This is a genomic window from Flavobacterium sp. MK4S-17, from assembly GCF_009848495.1.
Taxonomy (GTDB): domain Bacteria; phylum Bacteroidota; class Bacteroidia; order Flavobacteriales; family Flavobacteriaceae; genus Flavobacterium.
This window is the reverse complement of the sequence record NZ_WWEP01000011.1, coordinates 17,756-34,077: the sequence shown is the minus strand read 5'-3', so window position 1 is coordinate 34,077 and position 16,322 is coordinate 17,756. Positions and strand designations below refer to the sequence as shown.

At 40.0% G+C, this 16,322-nt stretch carries 18 protein-coding genes; 10 read left to right on the top strand and 8 right to left on the bottom strand.

Annotation, left to right across the window (positions count from 1 at the left end; translation table 11 throughout):
- Positions 1-160 precede the first annotated feature (160 nt).
- Genes GSF09_RS04970 through GSF09_RS04955 form a run of 4 tightly spaced genes read left to right on the top strand, consistent with a single transcriptional unit; the run spans position 161 to position 3,380 of the window.
- Positions 161-853 (top strand): SCO family protein, encoded by a 693-nt coding sequence (locus tag GSF09_RS04970; protein ID WP_159799835.1) that lies wholly within the window; start codon positions 161-163, stop codon positions 851-853.
- 51 nt (positions 854-904) lie between these two features.
- Positions 905-1,138 (top strand): FeoA family protein, encoded by a 234-nt coding sequence (locus GSF09_RS04965; RefSeq protein WP_159799834.1) that lies wholly within the window; start codon positions 905-907, stop codon positions 1,136-1,138.
- Between the two features lie 5 nt (positions 1,139-1,143).
- Positions 1,144-3,249 carry a ferrous iron transport protein B gene (feoB, locus tag GSF09_RS04960; RefSeq protein WP_159799833.1) on the top strand — a complete coding sequence of 702 codons (2,106 nt, stop codon included), beginning with the start codon at positions 1,144-1,146 and terminating at the stop codon, positions 3,247-3,249.
- A gap of 2 nt (positions 3,250-3,251) precedes the next feature.
- The gene (locus GSF09_RS04955) at positions 3,252-3,380 is read left to right on the top strand and encodes a FeoB-associated Cys-rich membrane protein (protein ID WP_159799832.1); all 129 of its coding nucleotides are present in this window, start codon (positions 3,252-3,254) and stop codon (positions 3,378-3,380) included.
- Between the two features lies 1 nt (position 3,381).
- Here the strand turns inward: GSF09_RS04955 and GSF09_RS04950 are convergent, their stop codons facing one another.
- Together GSF09_RS04950 and GSF09_RS04945 are read right to left on the bottom strand one after the other, a co-directional pair.
- A complete protein-coding gene (locus tag GSF09_RS04950; RefSeq protein ID WP_159799831.1) occupies positions 3,382-4,206 on the bottom strand; it encodes a ZIP family metal transporter in 825 nt (274 codons plus the stop codon).
- Between the two features lie 3 nt (positions 4,207-4,209).
- The gene (locus GSF09_RS04945; protein ID WP_159799830.1) at positions 4,210-4,863 is read right to left on the bottom strand and encodes a metal-dependent transcriptional regulator; all 654 of its coding nucleotides are present in this window, start codon (positions 4,861-4,863) and stop codon (positions 4,210-4,212) included.
- 114 nt (positions 4,864-4,977) lie between these two features.
- Here GSF09_RS04945 and GSF09_RS04940 point away from each other — a divergent pair, with 114 nt between their 5' ends.
- From GSF09_RS04940 to GSF09_RS04915, 6 genes are all read left to right on the top strand, one after another.
- Positions 4,978-6,120 carry a lycopene cyclase family protein gene (locus tag GSF09_RS04940; protein WP_159799829.1) on the top strand — a complete coding sequence of 381 codons (1,143 nt, stop codon included), beginning with the start codon at positions 4,978-4,980 and terminating at the stop codon, positions 6,118-6,120.
- Between the two features lie 70 nt (positions 6,121-6,190).
- Complete coding sequence (locus GSF09_RS04935; RefSeq protein WP_159799828.1) at positions 6,191-6,601, top strand: BrxA/BrxB family bacilliredoxin; 411 nt, start codon at positions 6,191-6,193, stop codon at positions 6,599-6,601.
- Positions 6,602-6,731: 130 nt separating this feature from the next.
- Complete coding sequence (locus tag GSF09_RS04930; RefSeq protein WP_159799827.1) at positions 6,732-7,469, top strand: 1-acyl-sn-glycerol-3-phosphate acyltransferase; 738 nt, start codon at positions 6,732-6,734, stop codon at positions 7,467-7,469.
- Between the two features lie 4 nt (positions 7,470-7,473).
- Positions 7,474-8,469 (top strand): acyl-ACP desaturase, encoded by a 996-nt coding sequence (locus tag GSF09_RS04925; RefSeq protein ID WP_159799826.1) that lies wholly within the window; start codon positions 7,474-7,476, stop codon positions 8,467-8,469.
- An 84-nt stretch (positions 8,470-8,553) separates the two neighbouring features.
- A complete protein-coding gene (locus GSF09_RS04920; protein ID WP_159799825.1) occupies positions 8,554-9,369 on the top strand; it encodes a hypothetical protein in 816 nt (271 codons plus the stop codon).
- Between the two features lie 98 nt (positions 9,370-9,467).
- Entirely contained in the window at positions 9,468-10,121 is a 654-nt protein-coding gene (locus GSF09_RS04915) for an HD domain-containing protein (RefSeq protein ID WP_159799824.1), read from the top strand.
- A 5-nt stretch (positions 10,122-10,126) separates the two neighbouring features.
- Here GSF09_RS04915 and GSF09_RS04910 read toward each other — a convergent pair whose 3' ends face one another.
- The 6 genes from GSF09_RS04910 to GSF09_RS04885 all read right to left on the bottom strand — a co-directional run bounded on the left by GSF09_RS04910 (position 10,127) and on the right by GSF09_RS04885 (position 16,311).
- Positions 10,127-10,909, bottom strand: coding sequence for an enoyl-CoA hydratase/isomerase family protein (locus GSF09_RS04910; protein ID WP_159799823.1), 783 nt, complete (start codon positions 10,907-10,909; stop codon positions 10,127-10,129).
- 16 nt (positions 10,910-10,925) lie between these two features.
- Positions 10,926-12,437, bottom strand: coding sequence for a PAS domain-containing sensor histidine kinase (locus tag GSF09_RS04905; protein ID WP_236564849.1), 1,512 nt, complete (start codon positions 12,435-12,437; stop codon positions 10,926-10,928).
- A gap of 4 nt (positions 12,438-12,441) precedes the next feature.
- On the bottom strand, positions 12,442-12,987 hold the full coding sequence (locus GSF09_RS04900) for a CopD family protein (protein ID WP_159799926.1): 546 nt from the start codon (positions 12,985-12,987) through the stop codon (positions 12,442-12,444).
- Positions 12,987-14,327, bottom strand: a complete 1,341-nt coding sequence (locus GSF09_RS04895; RefSeq protein WP_159799822.1) for an MATE family efflux transporter — start codon at positions 14,325-14,327, stop codon at positions 12,987-12,989. Before GSF09_RS04895 ends, GSF09_RS04900 begins: the two co-directional genes overlap by 1 nt.
- Complete coding sequence (hemH, locus tag GSF09_RS04890) at positions 14,327-15,358, bottom strand: ferrochelatase (protein ID WP_159799821.1); 1,032 nt, start codon at positions 15,356-15,358, stop codon at positions 14,327-14,329. The genes GSF09_RS04895 and hemH overlap by 1 nt, the downstream gene beginning before the upstream one ends.
- A gap of 80 nt (positions 15,359-15,438) precedes the next feature.
- Positions 15,439-16,311 carry a helix-turn-helix transcriptional regulator gene (locus GSF09_RS04885; protein ID WP_159799820.1) on the bottom strand — a complete coding sequence of 291 codons (873 nt, stop codon included), beginning with the start codon at positions 16,309-16,311 and terminating at the stop codon, positions 15,439-15,441.
- Positions 16,312-16,322 lie beyond the last annotated feature (11 nt).

The window sequence follows — 16,322 nt, the reverse complement described above, 5'->3', positions numbered from 1 at the left end:
GTAGTAAACGTTTACTCGTTTTTACAAATGTATAAAGTTAGAAGAAAAAGCCATGCCAAAATTGCTCAAATACGGCACAGTCTTGTATTTTAACGTTATAAACCGGCTATAAGTAGCCCTGTAACGTTTTTTGTTTCTTATTTTTGCATAAAATTTCAGTATGCTTTCTTTTTTTAAAAAATACAGGATTTTCTTTATTGTACTTTTTACTCTTTCTGTTATAATACTTACTTTGTTTTACCAGGCATTAAAGCCGCAAAAAACTTTAAAAATATATAACCCGGCCGACGTTAACCCTGAACTGGTAGATACTACCATACAATACATAAGCCGTAATCATAAAATTGCTGATTTTGCTTTTGTAAACCAAAATGGCGACACCGTAACCCAGGAAGATTACAAAGGCAAGATTTATGTAGCCGACTTCTTTTTTACAACCTGCCCTACTATTTGCCCTATTATGAGCGATAACATGGCGTGGCTGCAGGAACGTATAAAAAATAACCCTGAGGTGATGCTGCTTTCACACTCTGTAACACCTGATATAGACAGTGTGCCGGTTTTAAAAGCCTATGCAGAAAAGAAAGGTGCCATAGACGGGAAATGGAACCTTGTAACAGGAAAAAAAGAAGATATTTATTACATAGCCCGTAAATCGTACCTCGCCGTAAAAACATCAAGCAGTGATGAGCTTTATGACATGGTACATACCGAAAACTTTATACTTGTGGACAGCAAGGGCAGGATAAGGGGCTTTTATAATGGTACCAACCTGGATAAAGAAGTGGAGGGTGAAAAAAATGTTACACAATTGCTTGAAGATATTAAATGGCTTTCGGAGCATGAAAAATAACTCTTTGCCATTTTTTTAATACTTTTGCAATATTAATTTATTCTAAATAAGTTGAGAACTACTCTTGCCAGCCTGAAAAAAGGCCAAAAAGCCATAATAACAGATTTTAATATTGAGGCAATTCCTTTAAAACTGCTTGAAATGGGATGCCTGCCCGGCAATGAGGTTCAGCTGCTTCAGGTTGCGCCACTTGGCGACCCTATATATATAAATGTTAATGACAGCCACGTTGCCATCAGGCGGGAAACAGCAGTAGAAATTGATGTAGAACTGGTAACCGCTTAATTTATATGGCAGGCAGGACAATAAAAATTTCACTTATAGGTAACCCTAATACAGGTAAAACTTCAGTATTTAACCAGCTTACAGGGCTTAACCAGCAGGTGGGCAATTATCCCGGCATTACGGTTGAGCGCAAGCAGGGCACAGCCAAACTGCCCGGCAACTGCAAAGGAAGTATTATTGACCTGCCGGGTACATACAGCCTTAATGCCAGTTCCATGGATGAAAACGTGGTGATAGAGCTGTTACTAAACCGTAATGATAAAGATTTTCCTGATGTTGCCGTTGTAATAACAGATGTGGAAAACCTTAAAAGGAACCTGCTGCTTTTTACACAGATTAAAGACCTTGAGATACCGGCCATCCTAGTAATAAATATGTCTGACAGGATGGAGCGTAAAGGTATAACACTCGATATACCCTATCTTGAAGAACATTTAAAGACAAAGATAGCACTGGTAAGCTCCCGAAAAAAAACGGGCATTGATAAACTGAAAGAGCTGATTGTAAGCTACGAAAGCCTTTCGACTGAGCCATGCCTTAATGCATCTTCTATAGACCCCGAATATTTCAATAAACTGCGCCATGCATTCCCCAACCAGCTTCTGTACAAGCTTTGGCTGGTTATTACTCAGGATGTTAATTTTGGAAAACTGGAAAAAAGCGAACTGGAAAAAAGCCCCTTTACCAAGACAAACCCTGAACTAAAAAGACTGCAGCAAAAAGAAACCATAAAACGGTACCAGTTTATAAATGATGTCCTGAAACAGGGACAGAAAATAGATACCGCAAAAGCAAAAGACTTAAGGGCAAAACTGGACAGGGTGCTTACCCATAAAATTTTTGGCTATGTTATATTCTTTGCAATATTGCTACTTATCTTCCAGTCTATATTTGCATGGTCAAGCGTGCCAATGGATCTTATAGACGAAGGCTTTGCCTGGCTGAGTGCTTATGCATCTGAAAACCTGCCTCCGGGGAAACTTACCGAACTTATTGCGCAGGGCATTATACCGGGAATAGGCGGTGTGGTTATTTTTATTCCGCAAATTGCTTTCCTTTTCCTCTTTATTTCAATTTTGGAGGAAAGTGGCTATATGAGCCGTGTTGTTTTCCTGATGGATAAAATAATGAAACGGTTTGGCCTTAGCGGCAAAAGTGTTGTACCCCTTATTTCGGGTACAGCCTGTGCTATTCCCGCAATTATGGCGGCACGCAATATTGAAAACTGGCGGGAGAGGCTGATAACCATCTTAGTAACCCCATTTACCACCTGCTCTGCAAGGCTGCCTGTTTATACCATACTTATTTCGCTTGTTATACCCAACAGGCTTGTGCTGGGCATCTTCAACCTGCAGGGGCTCACGCTTATGCTACTGTACTTATTAGGTTTTGGAGGGGCTATAATTTCTGCCTGGATTTTAAATAAAATACTCAAAACAAGGTTTAAAAGCTTTTTTGTTGCCGAAATGCCTAATTATAAACTGCCAATGGTAAAGAATGTTGCCATTAACGTAGTAGAAAAAACCAAGGCTTTTGTATATGGCGCAGGTAAAATAATACTTGCAATATCCATGATAATATGGTTTTTGGGTTCGCACGGGCCGGGGGAACAGTTTGCCAACGCCGAAGAAATTGTAAAAGAAAAGTATAAAAGCACTTCTTTATCCGAAGGGGAGCTTGAAGATGAAATTGCATCCTACCAACTTGAAAATTCCTACATAGGTATAATGGGTAAGGGAATAGAGCCTGTTATACGCCCATTGGGTTATGACTGGAAAATAGGAATTGCCATAGTATCCTCATTTGCAGCGAGGGAAGTATTTGTTGGCACGCTGGCAACTATATACAATATTGGCAGCAGTGGTGAAAATGAAGCTACCATAAAGCAGCGTATGAGTGCTGAAGTAAACCCCGTAACAGGCAAAAAAGTTTTTAACCTGGCATCGGGCATATCGTTGCTGCTTTTTTATGCTTTTGCAATGCAATGCATGAGTACGCTGGCAATAGTAAAGAAAGAAACCAACTCCTGGAAGTGGCCCATGCTGCAACTGGTAAGTATGAGTATAATAGCCTATATAGCATCGCTTATAGCGTATCAGTTACTAAAATAATTATGGATATACAGGCAATAATAGCATATATACTTGTGGCAGGGGCAGTAGTTTTCCTGGCAAGGAGATTCTTTTTCAGGAAAAAGAAAAAATCAGGCAACTGCGGCAATGATGATTGCGGCTGCAACTGATTTATCCTAAAGCCACGTCAAGCATCATCATAACTACAAAGCCTAAAATAAGCCCCAGCGTGGCAATATCTGTATTTTTATCCTGCTGGGTTTCGGGTATCACCTCTTCAACTACAACAAATATCATAGCACCGGCAGCAAACGCAAGTGCATAGGGCAATACCGGCGTAAAAAAAGCTACTGCCACAGCACCCACCACACCGGCTACAGGTTCCACCAACGCCGATGCCTGCCCATACATAAAGCTTTTTGTACGGCTCATGCCCATCCGCCTCAGCGGCATGGAAACCGCTATGCCTTCAGGAAAATTTTGTATCCCTATGCCTATTGCCAGTGTAAGTGCCCCCGCTATTGAAGCCTCCGGTATACCGGCAGCCACACCGCCAAATAAAACGCCTACGGCAAGCCCTTCGGGTATATTATGTAATGTTATGGCAAGCACAAGCAGGGTTGTTCTACGCCATGGGGTTTTTATGCCTTCTTTATCCTGTTCCTTAAAATTTATATGGAGATGCGGCAAAGCCTTATCCAGCCCGAAAAGGAACAAAGCACCGGCCACAAAGCCTACCGATGCAGGTATAACTTTAATAAAACCCTCCCCGGCACTCATATCTATAGCAGGGGAAAGCAGGCTCCAATAACTGGCAGCTATCATTACGCCCCCTGTAAAGCCAAGCATGCCGTCCAGCACTACACGGTTCATTTTCTTAAAGAAAAATACTGCCGAAGCACCAAGTGCAGTAAGGAACCACGTAAACAATGTGGCATATAAAGCCGCAAGTACAGGAGGTATGCTTTCAAAATAAGTTACTAGTGTTTCAAACATAAATTAGTTGGCTTTAACAAAAAGGTTGGCTGCTATTTTATTGGAAACAGTTATTGCCCTGCCGTTTACCTTAAGGGTTAGCGACATATCAAAATCCTCACGCGAAATAACTTCTATAAGCGAACCCAGGGCTATTTGCTGCTTGTCCAGGTATTGTAAAAAAGGTGGTGAGCTGTCTTTAACGCCAACACAAATAACTGTTTTTCCGGTACCGGTTTCAGATAGCAGCTTTTTATCTGTCTTGGCTATTTTACCGTTTTTATCAGGTATTGGGTCACCATGCGGGTCTTCTTTTGGAAAATCAAGAAACGCATCAAGCTTGTCAATCAGCTTCTCCGATTTGATATGCTCCAATTGTTCGGCCACATCATGCACTTCATCCCAGGAAAAGTCCAGTTTTTCTAACAGAAACACCTCCCAAAGGCGGTGCTTCCGCACAATCATTAAAGCCATAAAGCGGCCTTTTTCGGTTAGGGAAACACCCTGGTATTTTTTATATATTACCAAATCCTTTTCAGCAAGTTTCTGTACCATGTCGGTAACAGATGAAGGCTTGCTCTCCATTTCAGCAGCTATTGCATTTGTGGCAATCCCTTTTCCGGAACTGTTGGAAAGATGGTATATAACTTTAAGATAGTTTTCTTCAGAATAGGTCATAACTTCGTTTCATCTAAACAAATATAACATTATTTGATGTAAGTTAAAACATTTTTAGGCTAACCTAAACATGTGCCAAAATTTTATTGATTATATTTGAAGTAGCAATTATATATGGAACATTACCATTACATTTTTACAGGGAGTGGGCTTTCCGCTTTAATGACCGTTTACAGAATGGTTATTTCAGGAAATTTTCAAGATAAAAAAATATTATTGATTGATGCTGATACCAAGAAAACCAATGACCGCACCTGGTGTTATTGGGAGCAGGGTAAAGGCGAATGGGATAATATTTTGTATAAAACCTGGCAATCGGCAATTTTTTCCAATGAAAAATTCAGCAGGACAATGCCTTTATTTCCCTATGAATATAAAATGATAAAGGGGATAGACTTTTATCAGTTTGTATTTAGCAAGCTGGAACAATCGTCCAACATATCTTTTTTAAACAGCACCGTAACCGGTTATAAAGATGAAGGCACCCACGTAACCGTTAATACCAGTGCGGGGAACTATAGCTGCGATAAACTATTTACCAGCATCTATAACCCGGAAAATGCAGCCCGAGGCAATTTCCCTGTTTTACAGCAGCACTTTACAGGGTGGTTTATTAAAACTGAAACTGCAGCCTTTAATGATAACGCTGTAACATTTATGGATTTCAGCGTAAAACAGAAAGGCAATACAAGGTTTATGTATGTACTTCCTGTAAGCCCAGATACAGCTTTAGTAGAATATACCCTGTTTTCTGAGAAGCTTCTGAAAAAAAAAGAATACGAGGAAGCTATACGTGAGTATCTTGAAGAAAGAGGAATAGACAATTATACAGTTACAGAAAAAGAGAGTGGCAGCATCCCCATGACAGTTTACCAGTTTTGGAAAAGCAACACACGAAACATATTGCATATAGGCTCTGCCGGGGGGTGGACAAAGGCGAGCACAGGTTACACCTTTAAAAATACTGACAGGCTTTCGCAAAGGCTGGTTTTATTTCTTGAGAAGAATGACGACTTAAGTTTATTTTATAAAAAGAACAGGTTTTGGTATTATGACCTTTTACTGCTTGACATACTGTATAAAACAAACTGGAAAGGTTCGCAAATATTTTCATCCATGTTCCGCAAAGGCAGCCCTGCCCTATTGTTTAAATTCCTGGACGAGCAAACCGCTTTAAAGGAGGATATACAGGTAATTTTAAAATGCCCGAAAGGAGTATTCCTCAAGGCATTATTAAGGAGGCTTACTGGCTTGTAGTAAAATTGTATAGGTGGTATAGTTGGGCTAAAAATGCTATCTTTGTAACCTTAATTTAAATTACACAATTATGTATCCAGAAGAACTAGTAAAACCAATGCGTGCTGAACTTTCAGATGCAGGTTTTGAAGAACTATATACAGCCGATGCGGTAAAAAATGCCCTTTCTAAACAAGGTACAACATTGGTAGTGGTAAACTCGGTATGCGGATGTGCCGCAAGAAACGCAAGGCCGGGTGCAAAAATGAGCCTTGACAACACAAAAAAGCCGGACAGCCTTATAACTGTTTTTGCAGGTGTTGATAAAGAAGCGGTTGATGCTGCACGCGAACTTATGTTCCCTTTCCCGCCATCATCGCCAAGCATGGCACTTTTTAAAGATGGTGAGCTTGTGCATATGCTTGAGCGCCACCACATTGAAGGACGCCCTGCTGAAATGATTGCAGAAAATCTTAAAGATGCTTATAACGAATTTTGCTAATTATAAGCCTGTATAAACCAATAAGCCGTGCAATGCACGGCTTATTGGTTTTAAGGAAGTATGCAGGCATATTAATTCTTTTTAGTATTCAATAAAAACGCACTACTTTTACGCGAATTTTTAAACCCCTATGGAAAAAATTATTTCCTATCCCATATCCGCAGTATATTATATACTGTTCCTGCTAACTTTGGTGGTGTTTCACCCAATACAATGGATATGCTTTAATGTATTTGGCTATCATGCACACAAAAAAAGCGTAGATATACTTAACCTTTTCCTGGTGCGGGGCACGTTTCTTTTAGGCACTACCTATAAATTTAAAGGCCTTGAAAAAATACCTGCCGGTGTACCACTTATTATTGTAGCCAATCACCAGAGTATGTATGATATTCCTGCCATAATATGGTTTATGAGGAAGTTTCACCCGAAATTTATCAGCAAGAAGGAACTGGGCAAGGGTATTCCCAGCGTTTCATACAATTTAAGGCACGGCGGCTCCGTTTTAATAGACAGGAAAGACCCCAAGCAGGCACTGCCAGCTATAAAAGGCATGGCAGAGTACATTGAAAAGCACACGCGCTCTGCAGTAATATTTCCCGAAGGCACCCGTAGTAAAACAGGTGTGCCGAAACGTTTTTCTGAAAACGGTCTTAAAATACTTTGCAAATATGCGCCTTCTGCTTACATTGTGCCTTTAAGCATAAACAATTCCTGGAAAATATTTAAGTACGGGCAGTTCCCTTTAGGGCTTGGCAATCGGCTTACATTTACAGTACAGGAACCTTTTGCTATAAAAAATATTCCTTTTGAAGAGGTAATGGAAAGGACAGAAAGAGAAGTAACACAAGGAATAAAAAATAATTAATACTATGTCTATAAAAAACATAAGGCTGGAGGTAATGCAGTTTCTGGAAAAGAACATTGACAGCTTTGTAGAAAACTACCTTATCCCGGTTGAAAAGATATGGCAGCCGAGCGATCTGCTGCCCGACTCGCAAAACGAACGATTTTTTGAAGAGGCAAAAGAACTTCGCGAAATAGCCAAAGACCTGCCTTACGATTTTTGGGTAGTACTTGTAGGCGACACCATAACCGAAGAAGCACTGCCAACTTATGAATCCTGGCTTATGGATGTTGAGGGTGTAAACCAGGTAGATGAAGGCGGTAACGGATGGAGCAAATGGGTGCGCAGCTGGACAGGTGAAGAAAACCGCCATGGCGATGTGCTTAACAAATACCTTTACCTTTCGGGCAGGGTAGATATGCGCGAAGTGGAAATTACTACCCACCACCTTATAAATGATGGTTTTGATATTGGTACGGGCCGCGATCCGTATAAAAATTTTGTTTACACCAGTTTCCAGGAACTGGCTACTTATGTGTCGCATAACCGTGTGTCGCAAATTGCCAAAAAGTTTGGCGACAACAAGCTTTCCAAAATGTGCAGGCTTATTGCAGGCGACGAAATGCGCCACCACCTTGCTTACAGTGAATTTGTGAATAGAATTTTCCAGGTTGACCCGAGTGAGATGATGCTTGCATTCCAGCACATGATGAAGCAAAAAATTGTAATGCCTGCCCATTTCCTCAGGGAATCAGGCCAAAAGATAAGCACTGCTTTTGAGCAGTTCTCTGATTCTGCACAACGCCTTGGGGTATATACCGCAATGGACTATGTGGATATTTTAAGAAAACTGGTTGAGAAGTGGGAGATAGATAAAATTACCGGGCTTACTGCAGAAGCTGAAAAAGCAAGGGATTTTTTAATGAAGCTGCCGGACAGAATGGCAAGGATTTCCGAAAGGCTGGTAATACCGGAAGAGCCACATATTTTTAAATGGGTTCAGCCTGCATTAATAAAATAACCGGAAAGCTGCCTATAAGGCAGCTTTTTTTATTCTCATCTGTAAATGAATTTATTGTAAATTAGGTTTATTAAATTGATAATCATGAATTTTGTACATATACTATTAAAACCTACAAAAATAATCAAAACAAATTTTAATATTTCTGAAGTAACGTCTAAAATTGAAATACCAAAAAAGAGTAAAGATTTTGTCAAAGAATATTTAACTTCAAACAAACTTTCTGATGAGTATGGTTCTGATTTAATGTTAGCCTTTGAAGATGAATTCATTTATGGTTTTGACTATAATTATAATAATCAAAAATTATTAATCCCAGAAATTAATCCAGTTACAATCTTCTATTCTAATGCTTTAATGTCTCATCATAACTTAATAGCTTTCCGTAAAGCTTTATATTCAGAATCACCAACAATAACTGATTATAAAAAAACCGTCAATCCCAGTCTTTTTGGAAATTTTTTTCAACTTGCTTCAAATTGTATTATAAATCTACAAGCTGCAATAGAAACGTTTACAAACAGATTAATTCCTGAAAACTATACTTATCTTGATAAAGATGGAAATAATTTTAATCCTTCGTTATTTCATAAGCTAGATTCAACCTTGCCAGAAATCACAGATAAAAAATTTCGAACAAAATATAAAAAGGACAATTTTTTAATAAAAAAAATTATAGAATTAAGAAATGAAATAATTCATCTGAAACCCATTCAAGAAAAAACAAATACACAATACAAAATAATCTACAGAAAGATTCTAAATTTTGAGTATAATAAGGCTATAATAGCTACAAGAAACTTTATAAACTACTATGAACCAAATCTTATCGAAGAGTGTAGTTGTGGAAAGGAGCATTATTATGAAATTACAATCGATAACTCAAAACAAAATACTTGAATCTACTCTTTAAAGTGACTTTTTATTCGTTACAATTTTCTTGTTTAAACCTGTCTTAAAATCTTATTGGCTATTTTTACATCATTCAATTTTACCCCATGAACAATCCCGCCCTTATCCATAAAACCATCAATTTTGTAAAAGAAAAACTTGAAAACGCCGAAAGCGGCCATGACTGGTTTCATATACAAAGGGTATATAATACCGCAAAGCAAATAGCCGAAAAAGAAGACTGTAATTTATTGGTTGTGGAACTCGGGGCCCTTCTGCACGATATTGCCGATAGTAAATTTCATGATGGAGATGAAACCGTTGGCCCTAAAACAGCGCGGCAGTTTTTGGAACAGCAAAATGCAGATGAGGAAACTATAGCCCACGTGGTTGCCATTATTGAAAATATATCTTTTAAGGGTGGTAATTTTGAACGTAAATTCAATTCAGTTGAATTGCAGGTAGTGCAGGATGCCGACAGGCTTGATGCGCTGGGCGCTATAGGTATTGCACGTGCCTTTAATTACGGAGGTTTTAAAAACAGGGCTTTGTATGACCCTGCGCAGGAACCGCAAATGAATATGACCAAAGAGGAATATAAAAACAGTAATGGCACAACCGTAAACCATTTTTATGAAAAACTGCTATTGCTTAAAGACCGTATGAATACACAAACCGGAAAGCAAATGGCGGAAAACCGCCATGCTTATATGGTTAATTTCCTTGCACAGTTTTATGCTGAGTGGGAAGGCGAAAAGTAACCATGTTACTTCCCGGGAAATTCTGCTTTTCTTTTTTCAAGGAAAGCTGTTGTCCCTTCTTTAAAGTCTTCTGTACCGAATGATTCGCCAAAGGCTTTAATTTCTTCCTTATATCCGTTAACACCATCTTCATAATTGGCATTAATAGCTTTTATAGCCTTACCTATTGCCACGGGAGAGTTCTTTATTATTTTGGCAGCAATGCCCTTACAAAATTCAAGTAATTCTGTTTGAGGCACTACATGGTTAACCAAACCATAGCTTTTAGCATCTTCAGCATTTATCATTCCTGCCGTCATTATCATTTCCATAGCGCGGCCTTTACCCACAAGCTGCGGTAGCCTTTGCGTACCGCCATAACCCGGTATAACGCCAAGCGATACCTCCGGTAATCCCATTTTGGCATTATCTGAAGCTATCCTGAAATGTGCCGCCATGGCAAGTTCCAGCCCGCCGCCAAGCGCAAAGCCATTAATGGCTGCAATAACAGGCGTAGAGAGATTCTGCACCAAATCAAATAGTATTTCCTGCCCTTTTGCAGCAAGCTGCCCGCCTTCCTCTACCGAAAAATTAGCAAACTCTGCTATATCAGCTCCTGCCACAAAGGCTTTTTCACCACTTCCGGTTATAATAATAACCCGTACGTTTTTATCGGCATCAAATTCTTTAAAGGCATTGTGCAATTCCTGAATGGTTGCTTTGTTAAGTGCATTAAGCTTGTCAGGCCTGTTGATGGTTATTACGGCAACGCCTCCGCTTATTTCACTAAGGATATTTTCGTAATTCATTTCTTCGTTTTTATAGTTATAAGTTTATTGTTTGTCCTTCTTTATTATCAGGGCTGTCTGGGTGTATAACCGGTAGCTCAACCGTAAATGTGGTTCCTTTTCCCGGCATGCTTTCAAAGGTAATTGTACCGTTATAATTTTCAACTATATTTTTTATGATACCCAGCCCAAGCCCCATGCCGCTTGTTTTGGTAGTAAATTTAGGTTCAAAAATACGGCTTTTATTTTCCAGGGTAATACCTTTCCCGTTGTCCTGTACCGTAATACGAGCACTGTTGCCATGCCTTGCAACCCTTACATTTACCTGTGGCGCGGCAGCATCATCAGGCAGTGCTTGAATGGCATTTTTAACAAGGTTGGTAATTATGCGTATAAGCTGTGTCCTGTCCATACGGGTTATAATAACCGGCTCATCGCTGCTAAAGTTTATATAGCTTTCATTAAAAATTTCCAGTGCAAGCTGTACAATCTTTACAATATTTATAGTTTCATTCTGCTGTGCCGGCATAGAAGCAAAACTTGAAAAAGCCGAAGCCACCGAAGTCATAGTGTCTATCTGCTGTATCAGCGTTTTTGAAAATTCATCAAGCTTACGGTTAATGTCAGGATCCGAAGGGTCAAACTTACGCTGGAAACTTTGCACCGTTAAACGCATTGGTGTAAGCGGGTTTTTAATTTCGTGGGCTACCTGCTTAGCCATTTCGCGCCATGCTTCCTCACGCTCCTTTTGGGCGAGTTTGGCAGCACTTTCCTCAAGATCGTCCACAAGGCCGTTGTAGGAGTGTACCAGCAGGCTTATTTCCTGTGGAGAGTCCTTCTGGTTAATTTTTTCGTTGGCTTTGCTCAGGCGTATTTCAGCAATCCTGTCGCTTATGGTTTTAAGCGATTTTGTAATGTAGCTCGACAGGAAATAAGCTATAACAATAGATATTATGAGCATGAACGAATATACCTGCACAAGGCGCATAAGGAAATTATTAAGTTCCTTATCATAATACCCATCGTCTTCAATGTAAGGCAGGTTTAATATGCCCAGCGGCTTAAAGTGCGTATCTTTTAAGTACGTATAAGAGGACCGGTATTTTTTTCCGTTGATGGATTTTAAATCCACATACCTCTTTTCTGCCGTTGAGCGTAATACCCTTAAAATAGAAGGTGTTATGGTATTATTAATGGTGTCTACCGAAAAGGCAGCCTTTGATGATTTAAGCAAATGCCCTTTAAGGTCGTAAATATTAATTTCCATGCCATGAATATTGGCAAGTTCGTGTATGCGTTCCCGGAATATCAGCGGTAAATTTTCCGTAGAAAGCGGGTAGGTGGTGGTGGAAAGCACATAATTTATATGCTGCTTAATGGCGTTTTCTTTGCGTTCCAGCCTGTCGTGGTGATAATCCTTGGCTTCCTTTTCAAACTGGTATATTGATACGGCTGCAATAAGCAATGAGGCAATAAGTGTAATAAATATCATGGATACAAATATCCTTACCCTTAATGACCATCTCCTTATTTTAAACCTTTCATTCATCTGCTCAGGATTTATTCCTTTCCCTTATCCGTTTGTAAAACCTGAAACCAAGCATTATTAAAACCGAAAAGACTATAATGCCGATTACCCCGAAAATCCAGTTAAAGGCATTTTTTAAAATTACCAAAAATACTACAGCAAAAAGTATAATAGTGGCCCCCTCATTCCATAGCCGCATAAAATTATTGCTGTATTTTACCTCATCCCGCTGCAATTGTTTGTAAATCTGGTGGCATTTTAAATGGTACAGATAAAGCAAAAGCACAAAGGCGAGTTTTACATGCATCCAGGGTTGTTGCAGCCATTCCGGCATAATAAGCAAGAGGATTATGGCAAAAATGCTTGCCAGTACAGCCGAAGGCCATGTAATAATATACCAAAGCCTATAGGCCATAACTTTATATTGCTTTATCAGTATTTCCTTTTCCGGGGAGGGTTTTCCATTCGCCTCTATATGGTACACAAAAAGGCGCACAATGTAAAACAAGCCGGCAAACCAGGTTATTATAAAAATAAGGTGCAGCGATTTTATATAGTTATAATATTCTATCATGCTTCTTTAAGTTGTGTAGCCAGTTCTTTTTTCAAAAACACCCCGGTAATAAGGGTAGAAAGTATATCGGCTATCGGGAAAGCCACCCATACACCAAAAATACCAAAAAACTGTGGTAAAACCAGTACAAGTGGAATAAGGAAAAAGCCCTGCTTGCTAAGTGTGAGCAACAGTGCCTTTGTGGCTTTTCCTGCCGCCTGGAAATAGGCTGCGCCTATAAGCTGTACAGCTATTATGGGCGAAGCCGCAAATACCCAGCGCAGCGCGCCCGGTGTATCTTTCATTACCAGTTCATCATTGGTAAATACAGAAACTATAGGCTCGGCAAAAATCAGTATAACAATAAATATAATAATAGCCAGCATGCCGGCATATTTTATTGCGGTAAATATGGTTTGCCTAACCCTGTGATAGTTTTCAGCACCATAATTATATCCGGCCACAGGCATAAACCCTTGTGTAATGCCAAGCACCGGAAAAAGCGCAAACATGAGCATACGGCTGATTATTCCATAAACGGTTACGGCGTGCTCGCCCCCATGCTCAAAAAGCGTATGATTAAGCAAAACCGCAAGGAGTGCTATTACACCCTGCCTTGCAAAAGTTACTGTGCTTAATGATAAGATTTCGGCTGCAAGTTTGCTGTTCCAGTTAAAGTGCCCCGGCGACAGCCTTAATTCGCTTCTGTAAATAAAAAACCAGAGCACATATAAAAAGCATATTAAATAAGACAGGGCTGTAGCCATAGCCGCACCAAAAATACCCAAATCAAAAATCTTTATAAAAACAACATCAAGCAATATGTTTGATAGGGCAGAAAATATCATTGCCTTCATAGCAAAAGGAGCTTTGTCTTCAGCGCGTATAACGTTATTGCCCATCATGCATAAGGCCTGAAGCGGTACTGCAAATAAAATGGGAAAGAAAAACTCTTTAGCGGGCGCGGTTATTTCGCCCTGTGCGCCAAAAGCATAAAGCATTTCGTCGCTAAAAAATATACCGGCGATAACAAATAATGATGAAAGACCGAAGGTCATCATCAGCTGGTGGGCAAATGCGGATAGTGCCTTATTCCTGTTGCCTTTACCTAATGCCCTTGAAAGGACAGAACTACCGCCAATACCAATACCCATGCCCAGTGAAGATATAAGCAATGTAAGCGGCATAACCACTGATAAGGCTGCTATGGCAAGCGAACCTATCCACCTTCCTACAAACACAGTATCTATCAGCACATTAACCGTCATAAACAATATGCCCACCGAAGCGGGCACAGATTGCCTGATAAGCAGGCTTTTAATGCTTTTATGTGCTAATTCCTTAGAGGAAACCGACATTAGTTAACAGGTATTTCGGCAGTTACCCATTCGTTTATCCATTCGGCCACAACGTCCACCCATTCGTCATTATCATTAAGGCAAGGCACGGCAAGGAAGTTTTCGCCTCCATGTTCTTTAAAGTCCTCATTGGCACGCATGGCTATTTCCTCAAGGGTTTCAAGGCAGTCCGAAACAAAAGCAGGCGTAACTACGGCAAGGTTTTTAATGCCTTTTGGCGGCATTTTGTTTATCTCAACATCAGTATAGGGCTCCAGCCATTTATCCCCTGCCAGCCTGGACTGGAAAGTGAGCGAATATTTGTCCTCTGGTATGCCTAACTGCTCTACCACAAGCCTTGTGGTTTCATAACACTGGTGGCGGTAGCAGAATTTATGGGCTGCAGAAGCCGTTACACAACAGGTATCGTTTATTTTGCAGTGTGATTTTGTAACATCGGTTTTGCGTATGTGCCTTTCAGGTATGCCATGGTAGCTAAACAGCAAATGGTCATATTCAAAACCTTCCAGCGATTTTTTTATTGAATCGGCAAGCACTTTAATATAATCGGGCTTATTATAAAAAGCAGGTACATCGGTAAACACCATCTGCGGGAATTTCTTTTTGCGGATTTCCTCTGCCTCAACCAATATAGTTAATGTAGAGGCCATTGCATACTGTGGATAAAGCGGAAACAGCAATACCTCTGTAACACCTTTGTCTGCAAGTTGCTGCAACCCGTGCTCTATAGAGGGTTTGCCATACCGCATAGCAAGTGCCACAGGCACGTCACTTTTAGTGCTCACTTTGGCATGCAACCTTTCCGAAAGGACAATTAACGGAGAGCCTTCTTCCCACCATATTTTTTTATAGGCCTCTGCCGATGCTTCGGGCCTTTTTCGTAAAATGATGCCTCTTACCAGCAGCGCACGCAGCAGGAAAGGTACATCTATTACATATTTATCCATTAAAAACTGGTCAAGGTAAGGCTTAACATCTTTAGGCTCCGGGCTGTCCGGCGAACCAAGGTTAACAAGTAGTACTCCCTTCATTTTTTATACTATGAATTATTTGGTTGTTCCCTGTCAAAAACCATGCAAGGAACATTTTAATTTATAATTTTATATATTGTTTAAGCATTGGCATTAATACTCATAAGGTATTTTTTTGGCGTTGTGCCGAATTTCTTTTTAAAGGCTGCTATAAAATGGCTGGCGGTACTGTAGCCTATGCGCAGCCCTACCTCATTTACATTATAAGAGCCGCTGTCCAGCAGTTTGCGTGCATATTCCATTTTATAGTCAAACAAAAAGCTATATACACTATCGCCATATATCTGCCTGAAACCCATTTTCAGTTTTTTAAGGTTTATGCCTACTTGGTCTGCCAGTTCCTGCAGCCCGGGCGGTTCAGCCATATTTGCAATAACAATATCCTTCGCCTTGCGTATTTTAATTACGTTTTCCTCATCTATTAAAAAAGGGCACTGTTCTGCATCAGGGTCTTCGGCACGGCTAAAGTAAAGGCTTAAAAGTTCATAAACCTTGCCCTTAAAGTAGAGGTTTTTAACCGACTGGTGCAGGTTGTAATGAAAAAGCTGGCTCAGCACAATAGCCATAGAGGGGTTTATTTTTTCATCCTTATAGTATTTCCTGTCAATATTTTCCTGGCTAAGAAAAGGGATATGTTCTGCCTGTTCTGAAAAAAAGCTGTGGAATTTTTTAATGGAAATAAGTACTGTAAGCACCCACGAATGAGGTGCAATTTCAAGGTGCACCGGGAGTTCTTTTTGCGGATTGTAAAGGAACAACGATAATTCTTCCCTAAGGTCAAGCGCATAGCGCCCCTGGTTAAATATAAACTTGGCCCTGCCTTTTACACCAAAGTGAAACTGGATAAGGTCAATGTCCACATCCCTTTCAAAATGAGTGGTTTCATCACTGTCATTCTGAAAGCGCATTACATAAAAGCCATCTTCAATTTTTATTTCTTCCTGTGCACCCATAGCGATATTTT

Excerpts from the sequence above, each read along its gene's own strand:
- GSF09_RS04970 (WP_159799835.1), top strand. The coding sequence starts at position 161 with ATGCTTTCTTTTTTTAAAAAATACAGGATTTTCTTTATTGTACTTTTT.
- feoB (WP_159799833.1), top strand. The coding sequence starts at position 1,144 with ATGGCAGGCAGGACAATAAAAATTTCACTTATAGGTAACCCTAATACA.
- GSF09_RS04955 (WP_159799832.1), top strand. The coding sequence starts at position 3,252 with ATGGATATACAGGCAATAATAGCATATATACTTGTGGCAGGGGCAGTA.
- GSF09_RS04950 (WP_159799831.1), bottom strand. The coding sequence starts at position 4,206 with ATGTTTGAAACACTAGTAACTTATTTTGAAAGCATACCTCCTGTACTT.
- GSF09_RS04945 (WP_159799830.1), bottom strand. The coding sequence starts at position 4,863 with ATGACCTATTCTGAAGAAAACTATCTTAAAGTTATATACCATCTTTCC.
- GSF09_RS04940 (WP_159799829.1), top strand. The coding sequence starts at position 4,978 with ATGGAACATTACCATTACATTTTTACAGGGAGTGGGCTTTCCGCTTTA.
- GSF09_RS04935 (WP_159799828.1), top strand. The coding sequence starts at position 6,191 with ATGTATCCAGAAGAACTAGTAAAACCAATGCGTGCTGAACTTTCAGAT.
- GSF09_RS04930 (WP_159799827.1), top strand. The coding sequence starts at position 6,732 with ATGGAAAAAATTATTTCCTATCCCATATCCGCAGTATATTATATACTG.
- GSF09_RS04925 (WP_159799826.1), top strand. The coding sequence starts at position 7,474 with ATGTCTATAAAAAACATAAGGCTGGAGGTAATGCAGTTTCTGGAAAAG.
- GSF09_RS04920 (WP_159799825.1), top strand. The coding sequence starts at position 8,554 with ATGAATTTTGTACATATACTATTAAAACCTACAAAAATAATCAAAACA.
- GSF09_RS04915 (WP_159799824.1), top strand. The coding sequence starts at position 9,468 with ATGAACAATCCCGCCCTTATCCATAAAACCATCAATTTTGTAAAAGAA.
- GSF09_RS04910 (WP_159799823.1), bottom strand. The coding sequence starts at position 10,909 with ATGAATTACGAAAATATCCTTAGTGAAATAAGCGGAGGCGTTGCCGTA.
- GSF09_RS04905 (WP_236564849.1), bottom strand. The coding sequence starts at position 12,437 with ATGAATGAAAGGTTTAAAATAAGGAGATGGTCATTAAGGGTAAGGATA.
- GSF09_RS04895 (WP_159799822.1), bottom strand. The coding sequence starts at position 14,327 with ATGTCGGTTTCCTCTAAGGAATTAGCACATAAAAGCATTAAAAGCCTG.
- hemH (WP_159799821.1), bottom strand. The coding sequence starts at position 15,358 with ATGAAGGGAGTACTACTTGTTAACCTTGGTTCGCCGGACAGCCCGGAG.
- GSF09_RS04885 (WP_159799820.1), bottom strand. The coding sequence starts at position 16,311 with ATGGGTGCACAGGAAGAAATAAAAATTGAAGATGGCTTTTATGTAATG.